Annotated in this window: 17 protein-coding genes; 9 read left to right on the top strand and 8 right to left on the bottom strand. The window is 33.2% G+C overall.

Annotated elements, in window-relative coordinates:
• Positions 1–1,038 precede the first annotated feature (1,038 nt).
• The gene (ltrA, locus tag UABHE_RS09295; RefSeq protein ID WP_372366015.1) at positions 1,039–2,316 is read left to right on the top strand and encodes a group II intron reverse transcriptase/maturase; all 1,278 of its coding nucleotides are present in this window, start codon (positions 1,039–1,041) and stop codon (positions 2,314–2,316) included.
• 424 nt (positions 2,317–2,740) lie between these two features.
• Here the strand turns inward: ltrA and UABHE_RS09290 are convergent, their stop codons facing one another.
• Positions 2,741–2,962: a hypothetical protein gene (locus UABHE_RS09290; protein WP_372369979.1), complete on the bottom strand. Its 222-nt coding sequence runs from the start codon at positions 2,960–2,962 to the stop codon at positions 2,741–2,743.
• Between the two features lie 145 nt (positions 2,963–3,107).
• Between UABHE_RS09290 and UABHE_RS09285 the strand changes: the two genes are divergently transcribed.
• Positions 3,108–3,944, top strand: a complete 837-nt coding sequence (locus UABHE_RS09285; RefSeq protein ID WP_372369978.1) for a leucine-rich repeat domain-containing protein — start codon at positions 3,108–3,110, stop codon at positions 3,942–3,944.
• Between the two features lie 840 nt (positions 3,945–4,784).
• On the opposite strand, the gene UABHE_RS09280 is transcribed toward UABHE_RS09285, so the two are convergent.
• Positions 4,785–5,501 (bottom strand): transposase, encoded by a 717-nt coding sequence (locus tag UABHE_RS09280; RefSeq protein ID WP_372369977.1) that lies wholly within the window; start codon positions 5,499–5,501, stop codon positions 4,785–4,787.
• A 184-nt stretch (positions 5,502–5,685) separates the two neighbouring features.
• On the opposite strand from UABHE_RS09280, the gene UABHE_RS09275 reads away from it, so the two are divergent.
• From UABHE_RS09275 to UABHE_RS09255, 5 genes are all read left to right on the top strand, one after another.
• Positions 5,686–5,871 carry a hypothetical protein gene (locus UABHE_RS09275; protein WP_372369976.1) on the top strand — a complete coding sequence of 62 codons (186 nt, stop codon included), beginning with the start codon at positions 5,686–5,688 and terminating at the stop codon, positions 5,869–5,871.
• Positions 5,872–5,944: 73 nt separating this feature from the next.
• Positions 5,945–6,901 carry a hypothetical protein gene (locus UABHE_RS09270; RefSeq protein ID WP_372369975.1) on the top strand — a complete coding sequence of 319 codons (957 nt, stop codon included), beginning with the start codon at positions 5,945–5,947 and terminating at the stop codon, positions 6,899–6,901.
• A 177-nt stretch (positions 6,902–7,078) separates the two neighbouring features.
• Positions 7,079–7,468 carry a hypothetical protein gene (locus tag UABHE_RS09265; protein WP_372369974.1) on the top strand — a complete coding sequence of 130 codons (390 nt, stop codon included), beginning with the start codon at positions 7,079–7,081 and terminating at the stop codon, positions 7,466–7,468.
• Positions 7,469–7,900: 432 nt separating this feature from the next.
• On the top strand, positions 7,901–8,386 hold the full coding sequence (locus tag UABHE_RS09260; RefSeq protein WP_372369973.1) for a hypothetical protein: 486 nt from the start codon (positions 7,901–7,903) through the stop codon (positions 8,384–8,386).
• Between the two features lie 343 nt (positions 8,387–8,729).
• Positions 8,730–9,194 (top strand): hypothetical protein, encoded by a 465-nt coding sequence (locus UABHE_RS09255; protein ID WP_372369971.1) that lies wholly within the window; start codon positions 8,730–8,732, stop codon positions 9,192–9,194.
• Between the two features lie 188 nt (positions 9,195–9,382).
• Here UABHE_RS09255 and UABHE_RS09250 read toward each other — a convergent pair whose 3' ends face one another.
• Positions 9,383–10,111: a transposase gene (locus UABHE_RS09250; protein WP_372369970.1), complete on the bottom strand. Its 729-nt coding sequence runs from the start codon at positions 10,109–10,111 to the stop codon at positions 9,383–9,385.
• 566 nt (positions 10,112–10,677) lie between these two features.
• On the bottom strand, positions 10,678–10,881 hold the full coding sequence (locus tag UABHE_RS09245; RefSeq protein WP_372369969.1) for a hypothetical protein: 204 nt from the start codon (positions 10,879–10,881) through the stop codon (positions 10,678–10,680).
• A 984-nt stretch (positions 10,882–11,865) separates the two neighbouring features.
• Here UABHE_RS09245 and UABHE_RS09240 point away from each other — a divergent pair.
• Entirely contained in the window at positions 11,866–12,102 is a 237-nt protein-coding gene (locus UABHE_RS09240; RefSeq protein ID WP_372369968.1) for a hypothetical protein, read from the top strand.
• 227 nt (positions 12,103–12,329) lie between these two features.
• Here the strand turns inward: UABHE_RS09240 and UABHE_RS09235 are convergent, their stop codons facing one another.
• From UABHE_RS09235 to UABHE_RS09220, 4 genes are all read right to left on the bottom strand, one after another.
• Positions 12,330–12,839: a hypothetical protein gene (locus tag UABHE_RS09235; protein ID WP_372369967.1), complete on the bottom strand. Its 510-nt coding sequence runs from the start codon at positions 12,837–12,839 to the stop codon at positions 12,330–12,332.
• A gap of 292 nt (positions 12,840–13,131) precedes the next feature.
• Complete coding sequence (locus tag UABHE_RS09230) at positions 13,132–13,479, bottom strand: hypothetical protein (RefSeq protein WP_372369966.1); 348 nt, start codon at positions 13,477–13,479, stop codon at positions 13,132–13,134.
• Positions 13,480–13,593: 114 nt separating this feature from the next.
• Positions 13,594–13,788, bottom strand: coding sequence for a hypothetical protein (locus tag UABHE_RS09225; RefSeq protein ID WP_372369965.1), 195 nt, complete (start codon positions 13,786–13,788; stop codon positions 13,594–13,596).
• Positions 13,789–14,159: 371 nt separating this feature from the next.
• On the bottom strand, positions 14,160–15,092 hold the full coding sequence (locus UABHE_RS09220) for a hypothetical protein (RefSeq protein WP_372369964.1): 933 nt from the start codon (positions 15,090–15,092) through the stop codon (positions 14,160–14,162).
• A gap of 1,029 nt (positions 15,093–16,121) precedes the next feature.
• On the opposite strand from UABHE_RS09220, the gene UABHE_RS09215 reads away from it, so the two are divergent.
• Complete coding sequence (locus UABHE_RS09215) at positions 16,122–18,371, top strand: protein kinase (RefSeq protein ID WP_372369963.1); 2,250 nt, start codon at positions 16,122–16,124, stop codon at positions 18,369–18,371.
• Positions 18,372–18,373 lie beyond the last annotated feature (2 nt).

The raw sequence follows: 18,373 nt of genomic DNA, 5'->3' as shown, positions 1-18,373 counted from the left end.
CCCCAAAACTAAAAGCGCACAATGAAAGTGTCAGACCTTTTTCATGGAGACAAACTTATCGACCTATTCAGTGACAGAGAGCGTCCAGCAAGCTGTAATTACCTAGAAGGTGAAAGTCCTTCCATAGTAAAAACTAGAGCTATGTAGCTTAACAGCGGATATACGAGAAATCAAGTATTCGAAGCCTGTTGAAAAAGTCATTCAAGGAATGGCGAGCAAATTAGTAGACCGCAACGAAAGTGAACGTGTACGTAACCTCGAAATGATTAAATTTAGAAGCCGAGTCTGTTCTGTCAAGATGAAGGCAGTATACAAAATTGAAAACTAGTTGAAACGAGAAAGTATTCTAACGGGGTAAGCAGCGGCGGTATGCAAGAAAGATAATTATGGAACTGGAGAGAGCTTCCTCATCCCAGAAAGAAACTTCTGTATAATCTTCATGCCAGACTCACCCCAAAACTAAAAGCGCACAATGAAAGTGTCAGACCTTTTTCATGGAGACAAACTTATCGACCTATTCAGTGACAGAGAGCGTCCAGCAAGCTGTAATTACCTAGAAGGTGAAAGTCCTTCCATAGTAAAAACTAGAGCTATGTAGCTTAACAGCGGATATACGAGAAATCAAGTATTCGAAGCCTGTTGAAAAAGTCATTCAAGGAATGGCGAGCAAATTAGTAGACCGCAACGAAAGTGAACGTGTACGTAACCTCGAAATGATTAAATTTAGAAGCCGAGTCTGTTCTGTCAAGATGAAGGCAGTATACAAAATCGAAAACTAGTTGAAACGAGAAAGTATTCTAACGGGGTAAGCAGCGGCGGTATGCAAGAAAGATAATTATGGAACTGGAGAGAGCTTCCTCATCCCAGAAAGAAACTTCTGGAGCAAGGTAGATCCTATAACTGTAAAAGCAGGAAATGGATTGAAAGATGAGAAGCAGTCGGACGGGTTGGTAGTAGTGTAGAAGCAGAGTAACATCTGTGGAGCGAAGCGGCCAGACTATTAGAAAATCTTTCAACAAAAAGAGAGGCAAGGATGAAATGAAAAAAGCGTCCATAAATTTGCAAGATCTGAGAAGAAAGATATATATCAAGGCGAAAGCTGAAAAAGAAAAGAGATTTTGGGGACTGTATGTCCATGTATGTAAGTATGAAACGTTAGAAGAATCGTATATACAAGCGAAAAGCAACAACGGAAGTGAAGGAATTGATAAGGTAACATTTGCAGAAATAGAGTTGAGAGGGAGAAAAGAATTTCTACTGTCAATTCAAAAAGAATTGCGTGAAGAGATATACACAACGACGAAATATAGGAAAATAGAAATTCCGAAAGCTGAAAAAGGCAAGAAGAGAAAATTATCAATTCCAACAATAAAAGATCGCGTAGTACAAGGAGCTCTAAAGTTAATACTAGAACCAATATTTGAAGCAGATTTTCAAGAAGGTTCGTATGGATATAGACCAAAAAGATCTCAACACCAAGCATTAAGAAAAGTACAAGTGGCAATTTTAAAAGGAAAAACAATAGTGTTAGATGTCGATTTGAAAAATTATTTCGATACGATAAGACACCATATATTACTGAAGAAAATAGCGATAAGAGTTGATGATAAGCAAATAATGCGACTAATAAAGCTAATCCTGAAAAGTTGCGGAAGAAAAGGAGTAGGACAGGGTTCTTCTCTGGCTCCGTTATTGTCAAACCTGTACTTAAATGAAGTAGACAAAATGCTGGAAAAAGCGAAAACGGTAACAACAAATGGCCAATATTCGAATATCGAATACGCGAGATTCGCCGACGATATAAAGATATTGATCAGTTCTCATCCGAGTCAAAGGTGGATAATCAACGCAATAACAAAAAGACTAAAAGAAGAATTGCACAAAATCGAAGTAGAGGTGAACGAAGATAAAACCAATATAACAGACCTGAGAAAAGGTGATAAAATAACTTTTCTAGGCTTCGATATAAAGAGAATAAAATCGAAGAAAGGAAAATGGTTTCCTCTAACAACGCCGAAAATGAGTGCAAGAACAAAAGTGATTAGGAAAATGAAGAACGTTTTCAAAATAAACTGCTCGCGACATATACTGGATGTTATTGATCAGATAAATCCTATTATTCAAGGATGGGTAAACTATTTTCGCTTTGGAAACTCTACTAAATGCTTCTCATATGTAAAAGACTGGATCAATACCAAAGTTCGAAAACATATGCAGCGCGCAAGTAAAAGAAGAGGAATCGGCTGGAAAAGGTGGAGTAAGGACTTTATACAAAAACTTGGATTATTTTCCAACTACAAAGTTTGTATATCCTGAAAGCTGTACAGTTGATAAGTTCCATAAACCTTGATACGAAATCTATTAGGAAAGCGTAGTATGGGAAATCCATCCGCTGCGTTTGAACGGGCGGCTGCTGGAAACATATCAACGGTAGAATATGTGAACCCTTTTTGCAATCGAAAGAGCATAATGGAAAAACCTTCTACCTAAAGGTAATGCGCCAGCCTTCGACCCTACCTCATTACGGTCTAAAAAGCAATGATATTTCGATATAGGTGAAATTTTCGAATTGTGATAAAAAAAGTATTTGAAATAAAAGACTGTTGTACAGAAAAAATTGCAATTAAAGCAAGTAAGTGTGAAGTGTTTTTCTCACTTGAGAAATGAAGGCAGACTTTGGTTGTAGTCGATTCCTATCGTTATAAAAATCTAAATATCGGGTATTGAATTTAAACTGGATTTAGGTTTTAAATATTCTCAAACAAGATGTACTCTGATCTAAAGTGCAGCATTTACGTTTTTGGTAGTATTTATGAGAGGTATATTTACTAATAACATCTTTTATAAAAGACTCTGAGCCAAAAATTAAACCATATGTCATTTGAGGTTTTTTGGTAAGTAACCCTCTCTCTTTCATTCTTTCCTCCATCATTTCAATGTACTTTTTTTGCCTTTGCTTCATGGTTTTACCAAGGTTCATATAAATTTTCAAATTAGTGTCAGACTCAAGCAAAAATACTCAGGAAAATGAATATCGATACTCGTTAGTAAGCTGTTTTAATTATTTTTTTTTCCACTAAATTTCTTTATAAAAGCATGGATTTACAATGACAAAACAATTTAAATCTGAACAATTGCAAGATATAAAAAACAACACCGAGTATCATGGTTGTGCATTCTATTTACAAGAACATCATAAATATATTCTTGTAAATGTTGAATTTCACAATTGTAGTTTTCGAACTCATGTTACATTCAAAACGCTAATAAACTGTCATTTTCATAATTGTAATTTTTCTGGAGAATTTATAGTTCACTTATCAAATAATCAACTTCAAAAAATACCAGATTGGGTATTTGATAACAACCTGATCACCATATTGAACGCACAAAAAAATAAAATAGAAATAATAAGTCTAAAAATTCAAAAACTCGAAAATATGCATTCTCTTGATTTGTCTGAAAATAAAATTTCTCGGATTCCTCCAGAAATAGAAAAATTAGAAATTTTATTTGAATTGGATATATCTTACAATTTTATTTTGGATTTACCTGATAGTTTTGAAAATTTACAAAATCTTTCAAAACTATATCTCTCTTCCAACGAATTGGGAATGATACCTTTTGAATTATTTCCTCTTAAAAATTTATCAGAACTTGATGTATCTCACAATGAAATACAAGATATAACTGAATTTGGAGAGCTAAAACAAATCAAAAATATTGATTTAGCCAACAATGAAGTTAGGGTATTCCCTAAAAAAATTGAGGAATTAATAAACTTAAAAAAAATTGATCTTTCGCGAAATAGGATTAAAAAACTTCCTACCCAAATAAAATATTTAAAAATATTGTCTGAATTTAGGCTTAAAAGTAATGAAATAAACAGTAAAGAACAATCCAAAATTAAATCTCTTTTGCCAAATTGCCAATTTTATTTCTAGTGATAGCACTGCGAAAATTAACAAGAGAGGTATCATTCACATCTTTAAAAAAACAAGCATAAAATATGCAAATGTGAATTAGAAGAGAAATTCTAATTCACATTTGGCGTAAGCAATTCTCGCTAGTAATTGACTAGTATAGGAAAACGGACATCTGTTTATGCACCTTTTGTAATAATAATTTTCGATTTGTACTCTTCTAATTTAGAAAAGCTACAGGCAAATGTGCTTAGTTGAGATATAACTTTTTTACCAGTGTTTTTATTAATGTAGTAAGCTGGATTAACTATTTTATATAGTGTTGAAGATTTTCTCAATTCTTTGAAAAAACAATACTATCTGACAATGTTATTTGGTGTCAGTCAGACCTTTTTTACGAAGACAAACTTATATATACAAATAAAGATTTTGTGGATGAATAATCAATGGAATTTAAGAAAAAGAGAATAGTAGCGAAAATAGTAGTTGAATAAAAATTCAATTATGAGGAAATTGTGTGCAGAAGATGTAACATTAAGGAGTTATTCACAGACTTTGTAAATATCGGTGTCAGGCTCAACAAACAAAAAGCACTAAGTTGTTTCTTATGCAAAATAGGTCTGACACTCTCATTGGACATTCATGCCAGACTCGTAACAACTTAAAACGTAATAATCATCCAAGATAAGACAGATGCTGTAGTGGTAATAAAAATGATGCAAAACAAAAAATTATTAGTGTGAAGAAAATTGCTATTTAGGTAGATAAATGTGAAATGTTTTTCTCACTTGAGGGATGGAGACAGACTTTCCTTGTAGGCTATCACTATAAAAAATAGAGGCTAAGTGAATAAGTCAAAATTTAGGTTTTAAATTTCCTTAAGCAAGATGTACTCTGATCTAGAACATAGCTTTTACGTTTCTGATAGTATTTATGAGATGTATACTTACTGATGACTTCTTTTATAAAAGACTCTGAACCAAAGATTAAACCATAAGTAATTTGTGGTTGTTTGACCAGTAAACCTCTTTCTCTCATTCTTTCTTGCATCATTATTATGTATTTTTTCTGCCTTTGTTTCATAGTCTTACCAAGGTTCATATAAATTTCGTGATAGTCAATATTGATAAGGCCTTTACCAGTTGTATGTTGACTATAGCTGCTCCATCTCCACTCTTTTGGGTGCTTAGTAACTTTGTTTCTCGTCATGTTAAGTTCAATATAAAATATTGTATTAAGTAGCTTATTTTCGGAGTCAATAATAGTCGAATAGAACCTTTCTCCCCAAAAATGTCCTGTGCGTTTGTGTCTACGGTTATAGTTTTTTGCATACTCACCATTGATATATTGCATTATCTTTGACAGATTGTCTTCTATTGGAGTTGATATTAACAAATGGGTGTGGTTGCTGGTGATACAGTAAGCGTGTAGCTTAAAAGAGTATTTTTCGCGGGCTTTTTCTATTACATTTAAATATTCTATGAAATCCTTATCTTCTTTAAAATAGAAGTTTTTATTATTGCATCTTGTTGTTATGTGAAATAAACCATTTACCATCGAGATTCTAATCGGCCGCATTTGTTTTCCTTTGTAAAATAACTTTATTTAACTCTGTCATTTTACAAGTTCGTTTGACAAAATACACTATATATACGATCTTTATTTGCCGTAATACACTGATACAAAACAATTTACTTCTTTTCTTTTCTCTTTGTTTTCTGAGCCTGGCACCGATATTGAAATTTCACTAGGTGTAGAATCGATGACCCATGTTCCAACATACTTAGATACAGGAAAGTCTCCAGCAGTTATAATTGATAAAAAGGTACCTGCGAATAGAAGCCCTGTAACTACTCGTTGCCAAAAACGTATTTCAATTCCATCAGGAACACATTTTAATCTCTTTGATTACTTAAAACAGTTGGATAAAGATAAAAAAAATAAATAATATCTAAATGAATTACATTACCTAGAGATAATAGATAATTTCTAGGTAATGCAAAATAAATAGGAGCGCAATAATGAAGATAAAAACAAAAAAACTATTAGCTTTATTTCTGATCTTTGTGGTTTTCTTCACAGTTTATTGCTTTAAAATAAACCTTGCGATGATTCCAGCTGTAATGTACAGGATTACGAAAGATGAACAGTGGTCTAATGAATTATTAGTTGACCATTCAAAAATTTATGCATTACCTAATTTTTTTGTACGAGACCTATTGGAGTACGGTAGCGAAACATCAAAAATAAAATTAGCAAGTGATAAACGAACGCAAAGAAAATTTTTATTAATCTTAGCTGAAAATAAAAATTTTAAAGTGCGTTATAATGTAGTAAAAAATCCAGTTGCAGATAAACATATTTTAAAATTGCTGCTTAATGATAGCAGTAATTTAGTTCTGGCCGCTAATCCACTATCAAGTAAAATTACTTTGCAGAAAATAGCTGTTTGTAATGATCTACAGTTACAACTAGAGATAGCTGAAAATAGAAATTGTTCGAGGGAAACACTTGAATATCTTGCTACAATACCAAATGTATCTTTACATAAAAAAATAGCATCTAACCCTAATATAAATAGTAAAACAGCTTATTATTTGATTGACAATGGAATGGGGAAAGTTCTTTCTGAACTTATAAAAAATTATAGCATTTCAACAAAAATACTGAAGGTAATATGTGAAGTTAAGTTGCAAGAAGGAGAGAAATATTTTATTGATGTATTTAAGCATCCAAATATCAATGATGAAATTTTGTCGCTATTTTTAAAAAGTTGCCATTTGCACCGACTGTATGTCGCTTCGAGTCCCCAAGCAAGTAATCAATTGCTTTCAAACTTAATAAAAGATCGCTCTAAATTTGTAAGAAAACAAGTAGCCGAAAATCCGAATATTTCCATTGAAAATTTGAAAATACTTATCTCTGATTCTTCCGAATCAGTGAGAATTGCAGCTCAGAAAAATCTTGATAGCCGATAAAAAATCCGGAGGTAAAATTTTTTCAATAAGGGTGTCAGCGGTAGCTAATGAGGCATTAGTTTTTTTTGACATGAAACTGAATCACAATAGAATAAATAAGGGTGTCAGACCTTTTTTACGGACTTATCAATTTAGTGATCCAAAAGGTGAAAACGCTGCCGCTGCAGGAAGAGCTATATGAGAAATTGCAGTAGGTGGAGCAAGAAATCTATTGGTAGAATTGCAACAGGAATAGCTCTACTCTGGGCTTGGTATCATATTGACCGAGCAATTCCAAAGGATGTCCCCAAGGATATTACTGCTACTCCTAAGCCAGTACCTGTAAAAGATAAAGATAAGAAAAAAAAGGGGAAGTATTATGTTGAAGTAGCAATTTTTAGCGAGGCTGGCCCTGCAAGATTACCCCATGTTGCCATTAATATTATTACTCCTGCTATGCCTAGAGGACAAGCGACCCATAGAGTTGCAGAAAGGCTAACAAAAGAACAAGGTTTAGCTTTAACGCAAGCCGTACGAGCAGGAAATAATGCTATTATACAAGGACTGGGGATTGCGTCTCAAGTGTAATTATACACTAACTACCATACCAGCGCAAAAAGTAATAAAACCGCAAGAGTGTATCGTAAAGAAATTACAGCCAATCAAGCTAGAGCGGGGCTTTTGGGGCAGGTGATTTTTCTTGGAGACGAAGCGTTTCCAGAGGGACAGCCTGATTATTGGCTAGGAGAAAACGACTGCTTTACTCATGTTCTTGAAATATTAAATTTGATGGGGATACCTATTGTTGATACTCGTGGAGGCAGTATACAAATTGGAATCTCGAGACTTCGAGAACAATTGCGCTGTCATGGTTTTAAAAGGAAAAGATTTTTAAAATGACAAAATATCATACATTCGGCAGTAAAAGTTTTAAGGTGCCGAATGTGGGTTTTTATTAAAAACTTAAAATTGAATAATCAACTTATCTATTCAATTTTAATTAAATTTTAAAGGAGAAATATGACGATAACCACCCAAAGGATTATTTTAAAAGAAAAGCCACCCAAGAAAATATTTAAAAATCTTCCAAGTCAAAGTATAAAAGTAAAAGAGTGCAGTATTTATAAGCAAACAAAACCTTTTGGATATAAGCAGCAGCATTATGCATCTCAGGTAACCGAGTTGTATTTATTGTATGTATCTGAAAAATGCCTTTTTTTTACAAAAAAAGTAGATGATTATTATATTTCAATCTCTTACTGCTGGAAGCTGAAAGACTCTATATCAAAATTGGTGAAGCAAAAAAAATATACAGAGTATTCCAATTTACTTCAAAAGTTTGAATTGTTATCTATAAATGAAATTATTTCTGATAGTTCTCAAGGATTTTACTGTATAGAAATCGAGGGAGGAATAGGTTCACCTGATAATTTTTTAGCTATTGCTAAATATATACTAAATAATTTCTCTATACTTGAAATACAAAGAGGTCCTTTTATGGAATAGAGACTTGTACGAGTTGAAATAATAAGTTTTCACTTATAAAGCGACTAAGTAATACGACAAAAATAATTACCCATTGATTTTAAAGAATTAAAAATAAGGGTGTCAGACCTTTTTTACGGAGACAAACTTACAGACAAACTTATATATACAAATAAAGATTTTGCGGATGAATAATCAATGGAATTTAAGAAAAAGAGAATAGTAGCGAAAATAGTAGTTGAATAATAATTCAATTATTAGGAAATTGTGTACAGAAAATTAATCTTCATGCCAGACTCACCCCAAAACTAAAAGCGCACAATGAATATTGTGCGCTTTTTTTCATTGAAAAGAGGGGCAGACCTTGAAAAGAGGGACAGACCTTTATCGCAGAACTAGATTCGCTGTATCGCGTAGTAGATTTCAAACGTGCTACCGCTACAACAACGAAAATGGTCCAATAATAGACAGCTCCGGCAACGGCAATGACATCGCGAATCCAAGAAATACAACGAGAGAAGACGGACTATTTAATCTAAGTTTCAACGGAGAGCGTTTACGAATGCCACTATCAGCCTCTCTTGATGACATCCAAGATCAGTTGACTGTTGAAACGTTTGTATTCGTCGATGCAAATGACGTCGAAAACTTAGGCAGTCCCTTAGTAAGACGCAAAGGCAGCTTCAACCTCAAAATAAACGGTAGTAGGCTAAAGCCTGTGTTTGTTATCCATACCTTGGACGGCACAAACCAGCCCGTTACCACCAGAGTAAGTGAAACTAAGGGTGTCAGACCTTTTTCACGAAGACAAACTTATATATACAAATAAAGATTTTGTGGATGAATAATCAATGGAATTTAAGAAAAAGAGAATAGTAGCGAAAATAGTAGTTGAATAAAAATTCAATTATGAGGAAATTGTGTGCAGAAGATGTAACATTAAGGAGTTATTGACAGACTTTGAGCATTGTCGATGTTCGCAATCATTTTGCTCTGGGATTACAGTAGAACAGCTTACTAACTAGTATCGATATTCATTTTTCTGAGAGTATATATTTCCTTTTCTTCCGTCTTGTAATTTTTTCGTTTTTCATAGTATTTATGATTGGCATGTTCTTGAATAATATTTTGTACGAATTGCTTTGAGCCGTATATGATGCCATAAGTGAGAGGCTGTTGTTTTTTTAGTAAGCCTTTTTCTTCCATAGCTGATTGCATTATTTGGCGGTATTTTTTTTGCCTTTGTTTAGGTGAAGAACCTAACTGTAAATATTGCTCATGGTAATCTATTTTTAAAATACCTTTTCCATATGCATGTTGTCTATAACTAGAGTATTTCCAATCTTTAGGGTGTTTAGTTACGCCGTTTCTCGTCATATTTAATTCAACGTAAAACAGACAGTTCATGTAGTATTCTTCTGATTCTATGATAGTTGAATGGTATCTTCCTGTCCAAAAATGCCCTGTTTTTCGATGTTTCTTATTGTATGCTTTTGCAAAATGGCCTTGGCTGTACTGCATAAAGAGAGATAAGTTTTTGTTTCGCGGTGTACCTAGAATCAAATGAATATGGTTACTTGTAATACAGAATCCATGAATACTTACATCGTACTTATCTCGCGCTTTGTTTAACATTGCGAGGTAGAGATCAAAGTCTTCATTGTCGTTGAAAAAATATTGGCGATTATTACATCGTGCGACAATATGGTAGACTCCACCAACATAAATTAATCTTGGAGCACGCATCTTTTCTCCTATTCTTAGTTGTCAAAAATTAATTGTTATTATATCACCTTACTGGACAACTTTAGTCAAAGTAGGTTTTAGATGTTAGAAAGCGTTCGGAAAAGATAATTATTTGATAAAATTTGGTACGACACTCAAGAACAGACTCAGTATAGTGGTTAGGTATAACACGGTGATCCACTGCCCACTTGTTTGCATTTCGTACCAGGGGCGTTTTGAGAGATAACACGAGTCAACACCCTAGGGTTTACGAAATTTATAGGTAGTAACATAGTTTTCTATTTCCTTTTTTTGCGAATTTCCTTTTTGCTGCGGGTTTTAGGTTGTTCCATACTCTCTATTTTTTCAGCTGCCACTTAGACCTTTGCGAACCTCAGTTTGTAATATGTTATCTATTTCTGCTGTTCTATCAGCGTCTATTTTTAAGGCTATCTTTGCAGTCATTCCTAGTAAATGAGAACGAAGAGAGACAAATACTTCCTCTAAAAATCTACATGTATCTTCTAGGAATAAACTCTTGCCTTCACGTTCTAGTATATCTATCTGCTTTTCTTTTATTTGTAGATCTAGGACTGATTTTGTTTTTCTACTCGAGAAGCGCGACCGTTATTTTTGGTCTTTAGTTTTTCTATGTACCACTGTGTACATTTGGTCAGGCTATATTTCCCCCTAGTACGTTTTGGCATTCCTTCTTCAACTAAGTTAAGTACAGCTCTCTCAGTTATTCCGAATAACACGCCTAGTTGCTTACCGTTTACTATGTCTTTCATGTGTCCTCACAAAACAGAGACGTTTTTCCTATAGAATTTTTTGCAAAAGTTGTTATCTTCACATATAATATACAGAGCGTCTATAGCTCAGTTGGTAGAGGTGTATACCCATAACCTTTGTTTTAAGTTGTGAATATTTTATCTTTAAGAAAGTTAGAATTGTCTATGAAAAAATTAGTGGTTTGTGTCTTTATAATACTGATAGTCTTAGTTGCTTTTTTTTGTGGGGTGTACGTAAAAGCTAGATGTGATATTACTACTGAGTTCGGTTTCGTGGAGAAGCTACCCAGAAAAAAATTTATCTTCAATGAATTCAGATTTCAACAAGCATTTATTTCTAGTTGGTCTAATAACATTGTTTTGACTTTTACTTCTGATTGGTACAGTGAGCTTGACGGTAAAATTAAGAAATTAGATTCAAAGGTCACATTTTTTTGGAACTTATTTGGCGATAGAAGGTCGTTTGTAACAAACTATGGTTATAAGCATGGGGATTTTGATAATCTAATAATACAGAAGAAGCATATGTTCGAAATGCATACAGATTAAAACTCAAAATGGCGAGTTGTAAGAGCCAAGATACTACATTCGGAAATCGGACGTTGATTTTTGAGTTTTGGAAATAGTATTTTTTGCGACCAGGCGCATTTTTCAGAAGAATTTGTGGAAATTAGAAGTGATTTTTGAAAATTTGGTGACTCGGCAAAGAGTGCGATCCCCTACCACCCCATTGTATATAAGTTCAAAGGATGCTAAGGTTTTATTAGTTCAACCATTCTACCTTGTTGTTCTTACTGTAGTTATCAACAGACCAAAGAGGTTGAAGGTTAGTGAAGTGATAACATTCTTTAAACTCATGGTTGTCAACAGAATTAAAGTTAAACATACTGACAGGAAACACATGATCAATGTGCCACATCCCATAGTTGTGCCAACACACCTTCAGAGAACTTAGATTCAAGGTGATCCATTAGTTGTTTTATATTGCAAGCTAAAGAAAACCCACCAGTTACTAATTATTGCCTAGAATATTCAACAAACAATTTTAAAGAACTTGGAGAGTGGAGTTCCCAACTTTCCAGTTTTGCATTAGAATATTTTTTAATCTATAGTTGGGATAGTTGCATCCAAAAATTTCCTGGAGATATTACCAAAGATAATTTAAAAGCAAAATTTGATTTTACTATAAAGATGGCATTTAAATCTTTACTATTAGTTTAAATTATAGAATATTTTGTAGCCAAAGTAACCGAATAGTATAATGTATCGAGAGCACATAACTGATGATGATGTATCTTCTGTTTTGGAAGACTTGAGCTTTTGATAAAAAAGTTTATGTACAAAACTGTAAAATACTTCCTCGGTGGAGACATATGATTGATCAATGTTTTTAGATTATTTTATTTTGCAATAGATTAATTCGGAGTACTGTTAGGATTCGCGAAATGTTATCTGTCATATCCCCAACCAAAGACTTGAAAAATACCATTTGAGTTGTCATTTGGACAGTAACTAATACCATATCCATAGTTACTGCCTTCTGTATTAATTACAAAAGGTTGATACTTTTCCTGTGTATACCAGTACCAAGTGATTTCTTCCAATTTGCGCATAACTAAATTACTACTTACTAGGTATAGTGGGCCATCATCTCCTAAAGATAGAAAAATTTTTGTGGGTAGTTTGTCTATCTTCTTTAAAAGATATGTATTTGCATCTTTGTATACAGTGAATTTTCTACACCAAAAATCATCATTGCTATGGCAATTTGATTCTGAACAATCAGGTAAATACCAATACATTATCGAGTCGGATTTATCGTAACCAGTGATTAACTTTGCGCTACGAATGACATCCTGAAAACCGTTGTTATTTCTTCTTAGCAGTTTCTCGTGTACACGCATTTCTCTTTTTTCTATTTCGAATATTTCGCGAGGGTAAAAATTTATTATATTCATACTCCATTTGTAACATAATTCTAGTGCCAGAGTCAGTAACAGACATAATTCTGGTACCAGACTCAGTAACAGACATAATTCTGGTACCAGACTCAGCAAAAGAAAAAGAATCTCAAAAAATGTACAAAAACAGTTGTCTATAAGAAGACTTGTTTGCCTGATTCACTGTTCCGTCAGGACGCCTTTGCTACAACCCATTGCAAAGGTCACATTTATTGTTTGTTGGGCTGGATACATTCTGTTTCCCTCTCTTACAAAGTCGTACAAAAAAGTATGGCGGGGCCAAATTTTGTTATCTTATAGAATGTCTATGAAGTCTAACAAAAGGCATAAATACATATTTTGAGTTGATAGCAGTGTACATTGTATAGTTATCAAGGTGGGGAGATTGTGTCCACGATTTTCCATTGTTTACAGAATAAAAAACTTGGCCATCATTATTAACAACCATTGGTAATCTATTATCGTCAGGACAGTATATTGTCATACAGAACATGTACTCGAAAATTCCACCTGTAGGGAACATAAAGTTACGGCCAAAATAATGTTTACCGTCGCTAGTTGCTTTTCCAAATACTGAAAAATCATTGCACATTAATGGCGCTTCGATATGTTCAGGTTTTAGACCTTTAGCATTCACTTTGTTTAAACAGTAAAAATTTGCTAAGATACAATCTAAACCAGCATTTACAAATAACAAAGCATCAAATGTTACTTTTGTGTTTGGATTTGCTTTTTTGCAACCATCAACTCCTTATATCTCTTCTATGTATTGCTCTGGAATATCTGGACGCGCTTTTTTTGCACCTTCTACTACCATATTACGAAGAATGGCAATTAGTCCAGGTATTTCTTTTGGATCTACTTTAATGTTAATTAGAGCTAATAAAATTCTATCAATAAATTCGGTACTCATAATTTCAACTTTATCAGGAGCTAAGGATCCCATTAAGTATCCCATTTGATAAGAGTTGTCCTCTAAATAAAAAACTCTCTTTTTTTCTTTTGTCTCGTAGTTTTTCGCAGTACGATGCTCTGCGAGAATTCCTTTTTTCCCTGAAAGTAAATTACTTTTGCAACATCGTACCCATCTTTAGCAAAAGCAATTTGTAATTCTTTTAAACTTTTAGGTTCGCAAAAAACCAAGGGAATAAGACAAATAAAAAAGAACACAGCGCTACGCATTTCTGGTCTACTTATTTTTTTGAATTGTTCTATATTATTTTACTGAGTTGTGAGCAATTATCAGTTTCTATTGCTCTTCATATCGATTATGTTAAAGACCTTGAATCGTTCAAGAGGAAATTATGTTCAGAGTTCTTATTTTTTATCTTTTTCTTTATTATTGTATTGCTGTAAAGGCTTTATTTGTCTAACAGTAGCTTTTTGAATTTTTGCAAAGCGTTGATTGATATCGTCTAACACTATCCATTCATGGGCAGTAGTTGCTTTGAGCATAGGTCCGTTTTTCATTACTCCCAGCCATTCAAATTCTACATTGACTTGATATTTGTTTTTATTCAGTTGTTTGATAGACAGATTTTTAGGAAAGTGTTGGCTACTTTGTAACTGCATTGGCATACCATTGAGCCATTTCTCCAACTGCGTAATCGAAGTAATTTGGCTATTCGTAGAAAAATTTAATTCAAAATTATCAGTCAATAGCTCTTTAAACGGGTTGACATTTCCGTCAAGTTGTTCCATACATAGCAACCAATAGTGTATGAGTGACTTGATTCTGTTGTCAGGATATGCGTCTTTGAACTCTCTCTCTATTTTATCTGTTTTAGGAACAATTTTAATTTGAGTGAAAATAGGTAATAGACCATCAACATTTTTAAGTTGAGCAGTGTAGTGTAGCGCAAAATTTTTCTTTGTCTCGTTTGGCAAAATCGCTTGATAGATAATATCTGCTTCCAAAAATAATAATTGATCTTTTTTCGAAATTGTTACATTTTGAACATGATGAGCATTTTTCCATTTTTTATATGCTTTTACTCTTTCAGGATAAGTATCACGTCCCTTCATAGTACCTGCAATTGTTTCTATAACAATATCACTATCTAAAATTTCAAGTTGATTGGCAACTCGAAGTTCATTTATATCTCTCTCGTACATTTGATACCAACGGTAATATTGAGTTTTTACAGCGTGAGAGGTACTGGTGCTAAGGGGTTGTTCTTGTGTCACTATATTAAAACAAAAAAATAAACAGAGCATTAATACAAATACTTTTTGGTAAAAATTATGCATTGTAACTCCTTCTTAGTAATGATCTATCTTTAAGGTCTATGACTTGTAAGCCAACAGTCAATAAAGTTGGGCTAGTTAAGTGACCTAACAAAAGTAGTTGTTGGCTGTAACTCTTTTAATTGGTATGGCAGGACAAAGATGCATGCCATAGATACTTTTGGTGGGTCACTTACAATAGAAATACTTTAAAAAAAGAATTTTCTTATACATTGTAACTATCACCTTATAAAATGGCTAACTATTTTACATATCTATTCTGTAGAGTAGGCAGATCATGACTTTTTTTTTCTATTTTAAAGGAAGAAAGTCTTTATAACAGTAAAAATAACGATGTGCGCCACTTGATTTGTTTATTTTTCTAAATGTTGACACGGCCTAATACTACAGTTGTAACTAAGTACAGTTCCTTATTTTTCGGTGTTTCTAGCTGTTTACAAATAACAGTATTTTTTGCTATTTGAGAAGAGCTATCGATAAAATAAGACCTACAGAGTGTCTAATTTTTATAGCTACCTATTTGTTATTTTAATTACAACTGTAGTACTAATACTTTTCATTTTTTCTCTACTACAGTTTTATATTATAATTAGTAAATTAGCGTTGGGCTGAAGTCCAACTCTCTGAGTTGTAAATTACCAAAAAAACATTAGGGCGTGTCATCAATTAAAATTACAATAATCCATTTTCGCCCTCTAATCTAGAATATAACTTCGCAGAAGCAAGAAAAACGTGACCGCAATCGTTGTCGATTAACATGAACAAGAAGCAAATAGATTAGAGAATCATTTTTAGAAAGCATGGAAACAATACGAAACACTAACTCCTTACTTGTCGCCAATCTTGTTGATTAATAAGACCAATAGTTTTTGCAGCATCTAAAATAGCACCACATTCATTACTAGAACCTCTGTGTTTCTATTTTTTGGACAAAATATTTTTTCTAATAACTGTTTACTTTGTTTATACGAGTATTATGTTTTTATACTTTAACGTATTACTCATGTTGATTTCGATATATTAGGTGAATAGATGTCCCAATTTCAAGAAGACGTAGCATTTTTAAAAATAGCTATACAAAAAAGATATTTATCAATGGAAGATGTCGCTTTTGTTTTAAAGCAAAGATCTTTGCATAGTGATAACTTTAAATTGTTTGAATTTTTGCGCAAAGATATGTCCATTACTAGACAACAAATCACTGAAATTAAAAATGCCAATTACAATAGTGATGATGGTTTATCTATTGAAAATGGTAAAAAATTTTCGCATTATGTTATACAACGTCAACTAGGGCAAGGAGGAATGGGAGTTGTATATCTTGCCTACGATACGAAATTAAAGAGATCTATTGCTCTCAAAATAATTAGTAACCAAGGAAATATGGAGCGCTTTATTGTTGAAGCCGAAAGTATGGCGAAGTTGCGTCATCCTAATGTTGTAGATATATACGATTTTGGAACAACCCCGCGGCCGTATATTGCTATGGAGTTTATCGAAGGAAAAAATCTGGCGTATAGTAGACGTAAAGATTATTTAGCTGTGGGCCAACTATTTTCAGAAATAGCACATACCTTACACTTCTTACACGGACAGAAAATAATCCATCGCGACATTAAACCTGAGAATATCATGATCACCACAGATGGTTTTAAAATACTCGATTTTGGCTTAGTAAAATCAGCAGAACATTCGCTTTCCATTACTGGTAATGTGGCAGGAACTCTCGCCTACATGTCCCCCGAGCAAGCAGAAGGTAAGAAAGTTAGTAGACGCAGCGACATATATTCTTTAGGGGTAACACTTTACCAAATGATGACAGGGCGCGTTCCGTTTGCTGGTAATAGTTTTGTTGAATTTGTCAAACAAATACGAACTAAAAAGCCCATTTTGCCTTGTGAGATAAATGCGAATATACCTAAAAGTCTCGAAGCTATCTGTTTGAAATGTATAAATAAAGATCCACAAAAAAGATACATAAGTGCCAAAGCTTTGAGAGATGATTTACAAAGATTTGTTGAAAGACGCCCTATTAAAGCTAAAGTATCGGGGAGAATGACTTATTTTAAAAACTGGGCATACAATAATAAATCTACAGTATTAACTTTAGTTGTATTTATCGTTGGAGTTCTTTTTGTTAACGGAAGTTATTTGTACTCAAAATCTAAAATTTTATCTGCTGAAAGACAGAGACAGAAGCAAATAAAAAAGAATTTAGATTTGGCAAAGCGAGCGCAACAAGAGATCCAAAAGAAATTACTTGCGAAAAAAAAAGTTGTTCAGCAAATCATACTGGAAAAAAAGAAGATTAAAGATGGAACAGTGCATATCGAGAAAACGCTAAAAGAAATTATTGGGGAAAAACAAAAATCTCAACAGGAGTTAAATAACTCGTTGGCGGCTCTGAGTATAATATTTCGCTCTCTTGTGCAAACCTCTAGAGATGTATTTGAAGATTTGCCCAATAACAAAATTATACCTGCTTTGCGAGATATATTGACAGAAGTTAAGAAAATGGGAGTGATGAATAATGTTGTAAAGACATTAAATTTTCGAGATATTAGATTATTTGCTGCTATCTACTATAGTTATGAAGATCAAAAAGAAATCGATGCGGCAATACAAACATTCAACACCATCATTGAACAATCAAATCGCGTGAGCATAGCTTACTTAATGCGCGCCATTCTTTTTTACAAGAAACAAAATTTTGATAAGGCATTAGCGGATTTAAAAGTTATATCAAAGAAAATGCTTAGAAACATAGTAGAAGTGGATACTCTATTTGCAAAAATATACTTCGAACAGCAAAAATATACTTTGGCAGAAAAAAGTGCTGAGAAAGTCAAAAGATTAACAAAAAAAAATAACAACATTTTGTATGCAAAAACATGTTTGTTGATGTGCAAGATTTATTTTAAGTCAAGTAAAACGCAACGTATTTCTCCTCTTTTAAGTGAAATCAAACGCCATACACCTACTCCATACTTCTACATTGAAATAGCCAAAGTATATTTGAAATTACGGAAACACAAAAAAGCTATTGTAGAATACAATGCAGCGCTTGCTATTGAACCGAAGAATATAAAAGCTTTGTTGGGGATGGCTGAAGCATACTCTGATGCGGACAATACACAACAATCCATCCGCTTTTTGGAAGAAGCGATCAAATCAGGATTTCATAACGCAAATAAAATAAAAGAAAATCGCTATTTTTTAAACTTGAGAAGAACAAATAGTTACAAAAAATTACTGCAAAAATATCAAACTATTTTGAGATGAAA

The sequence above is a fragment of the Candidatus Uabimicrobium helgolandensis genome, assembly GCF_041508025.1.
GTDB classification, from domain to species: domain Bacteria; phylum Planctomycetota; class Uabimicrobiia; order Uabimicrobiales; family Uabimicrobiaceae; genus Uabimicrobium; species Uabimicrobium helgolandensis.
The sequence above is the reverse complement of the archived record's forward strand: the minus strand, read 5'-3'. Positions and strand labels throughout refer to the sequence as shown.

What these genes read in the sequence shown, in the direction of transcription:
- UABHE_RS09250 (WP_372369970.1), bottom strand. Translation starts at nt 10,111, where the DNA reads ATGCGTGCTCCAAGATTAATTTATGTTGGTGGAGTCTACCATATTGTC.
- UABHE_RS09275 (WP_372369976.1), top strand. Translation starts at nt 5,686, where the DNA reads ATGACCCATGTTCCAACATACTTAGATACAGGAAAGTCTCCAGCAGTT.
- UABHE_RS09270 (WP_372369975.1), top strand. Translation starts at nt 5,945, where the DNA reads ATGAAGATAAAAACAAAAAAACTATTAGCTTTATTTCTGATCTTTGTG.
- UABHE_RS09225 (WP_372369965.1), bottom strand. Translation starts at nt 13,788, where the DNA reads ATGGGATCCTTAGCTCCTGATAAAGTTGAAATTATGAGTACCGAATTT.
- UABHE_RS09280 (WP_372369977.1), bottom strand. Translation starts at nt 5,501, where the DNA reads ATGCGGCCGATTAGAATCTCGATGGTAAATGGTTTATTTCACATAACA.
- UABHE_RS09260 (WP_372369973.1), top strand. Translation starts at nt 7,901, where the DNA reads ATGACGATAACCACCCAAAGGATTATTTTAAAAGAAAAGCCACCCAAG.
- UABHE_RS09235 (WP_372369967.1), bottom strand. Translation starts at nt 12,839, where the DNA reads ATGAATATAATAAATTTTTACCCTCGCGAAATATTCGAAATAGAAAAA.
- ltrA (WP_372366015.1), top strand. Translation starts at nt 1,039, where the DNA reads ATGAAAAAAGCGTCCATAAATTTGCAAGATCTGAGAAGAAAGATATAT.
- UABHE_RS09220 (WP_372369964.1), bottom strand. Translation starts at nt 15,092, where the DNA reads ATGCATAATTTTTACCAAAAAGTATTTGTATTAATGCTCTGTTTATTT.
- UABHE_RS09215 (WP_372369963.1), top strand. Translation starts at nt 16,122, where the DNA reads ATGTCCCAATTTCAAGAAGACGTAGCATTTTTAAAAATAGCTATACAA.
- UABHE_RS09290 (WP_372369979.1), bottom strand. Translation starts at nt 2,962, where the DNA reads ATGAAGCAAAGGCAAAAAAAGTACATTGAAATGATGGAGGAAAGAATG.
- UABHE_RS09285 (WP_372369978.1), top strand. Translation starts at nt 3,108, where the DNA reads ATGACAAAACAATTTAAATCTGAACAATTGCAAGATATAAAAAACAAC.
- UABHE_RS09245 (WP_372369969.1), bottom strand. Translation starts at nt 10,881, where the DNA reads ATGAAAGACATAGTAAACGGTAAGCAACTAGGCGTGTTATTCGGAATA.
- UABHE_RS09265 (WP_372369974.1), top strand. Translation starts at nt 7,079, where the DNA reads ATGAGAAATTGCAGTAGGTGGAGCAAGAAATCTATTGGTAGAATTGCA.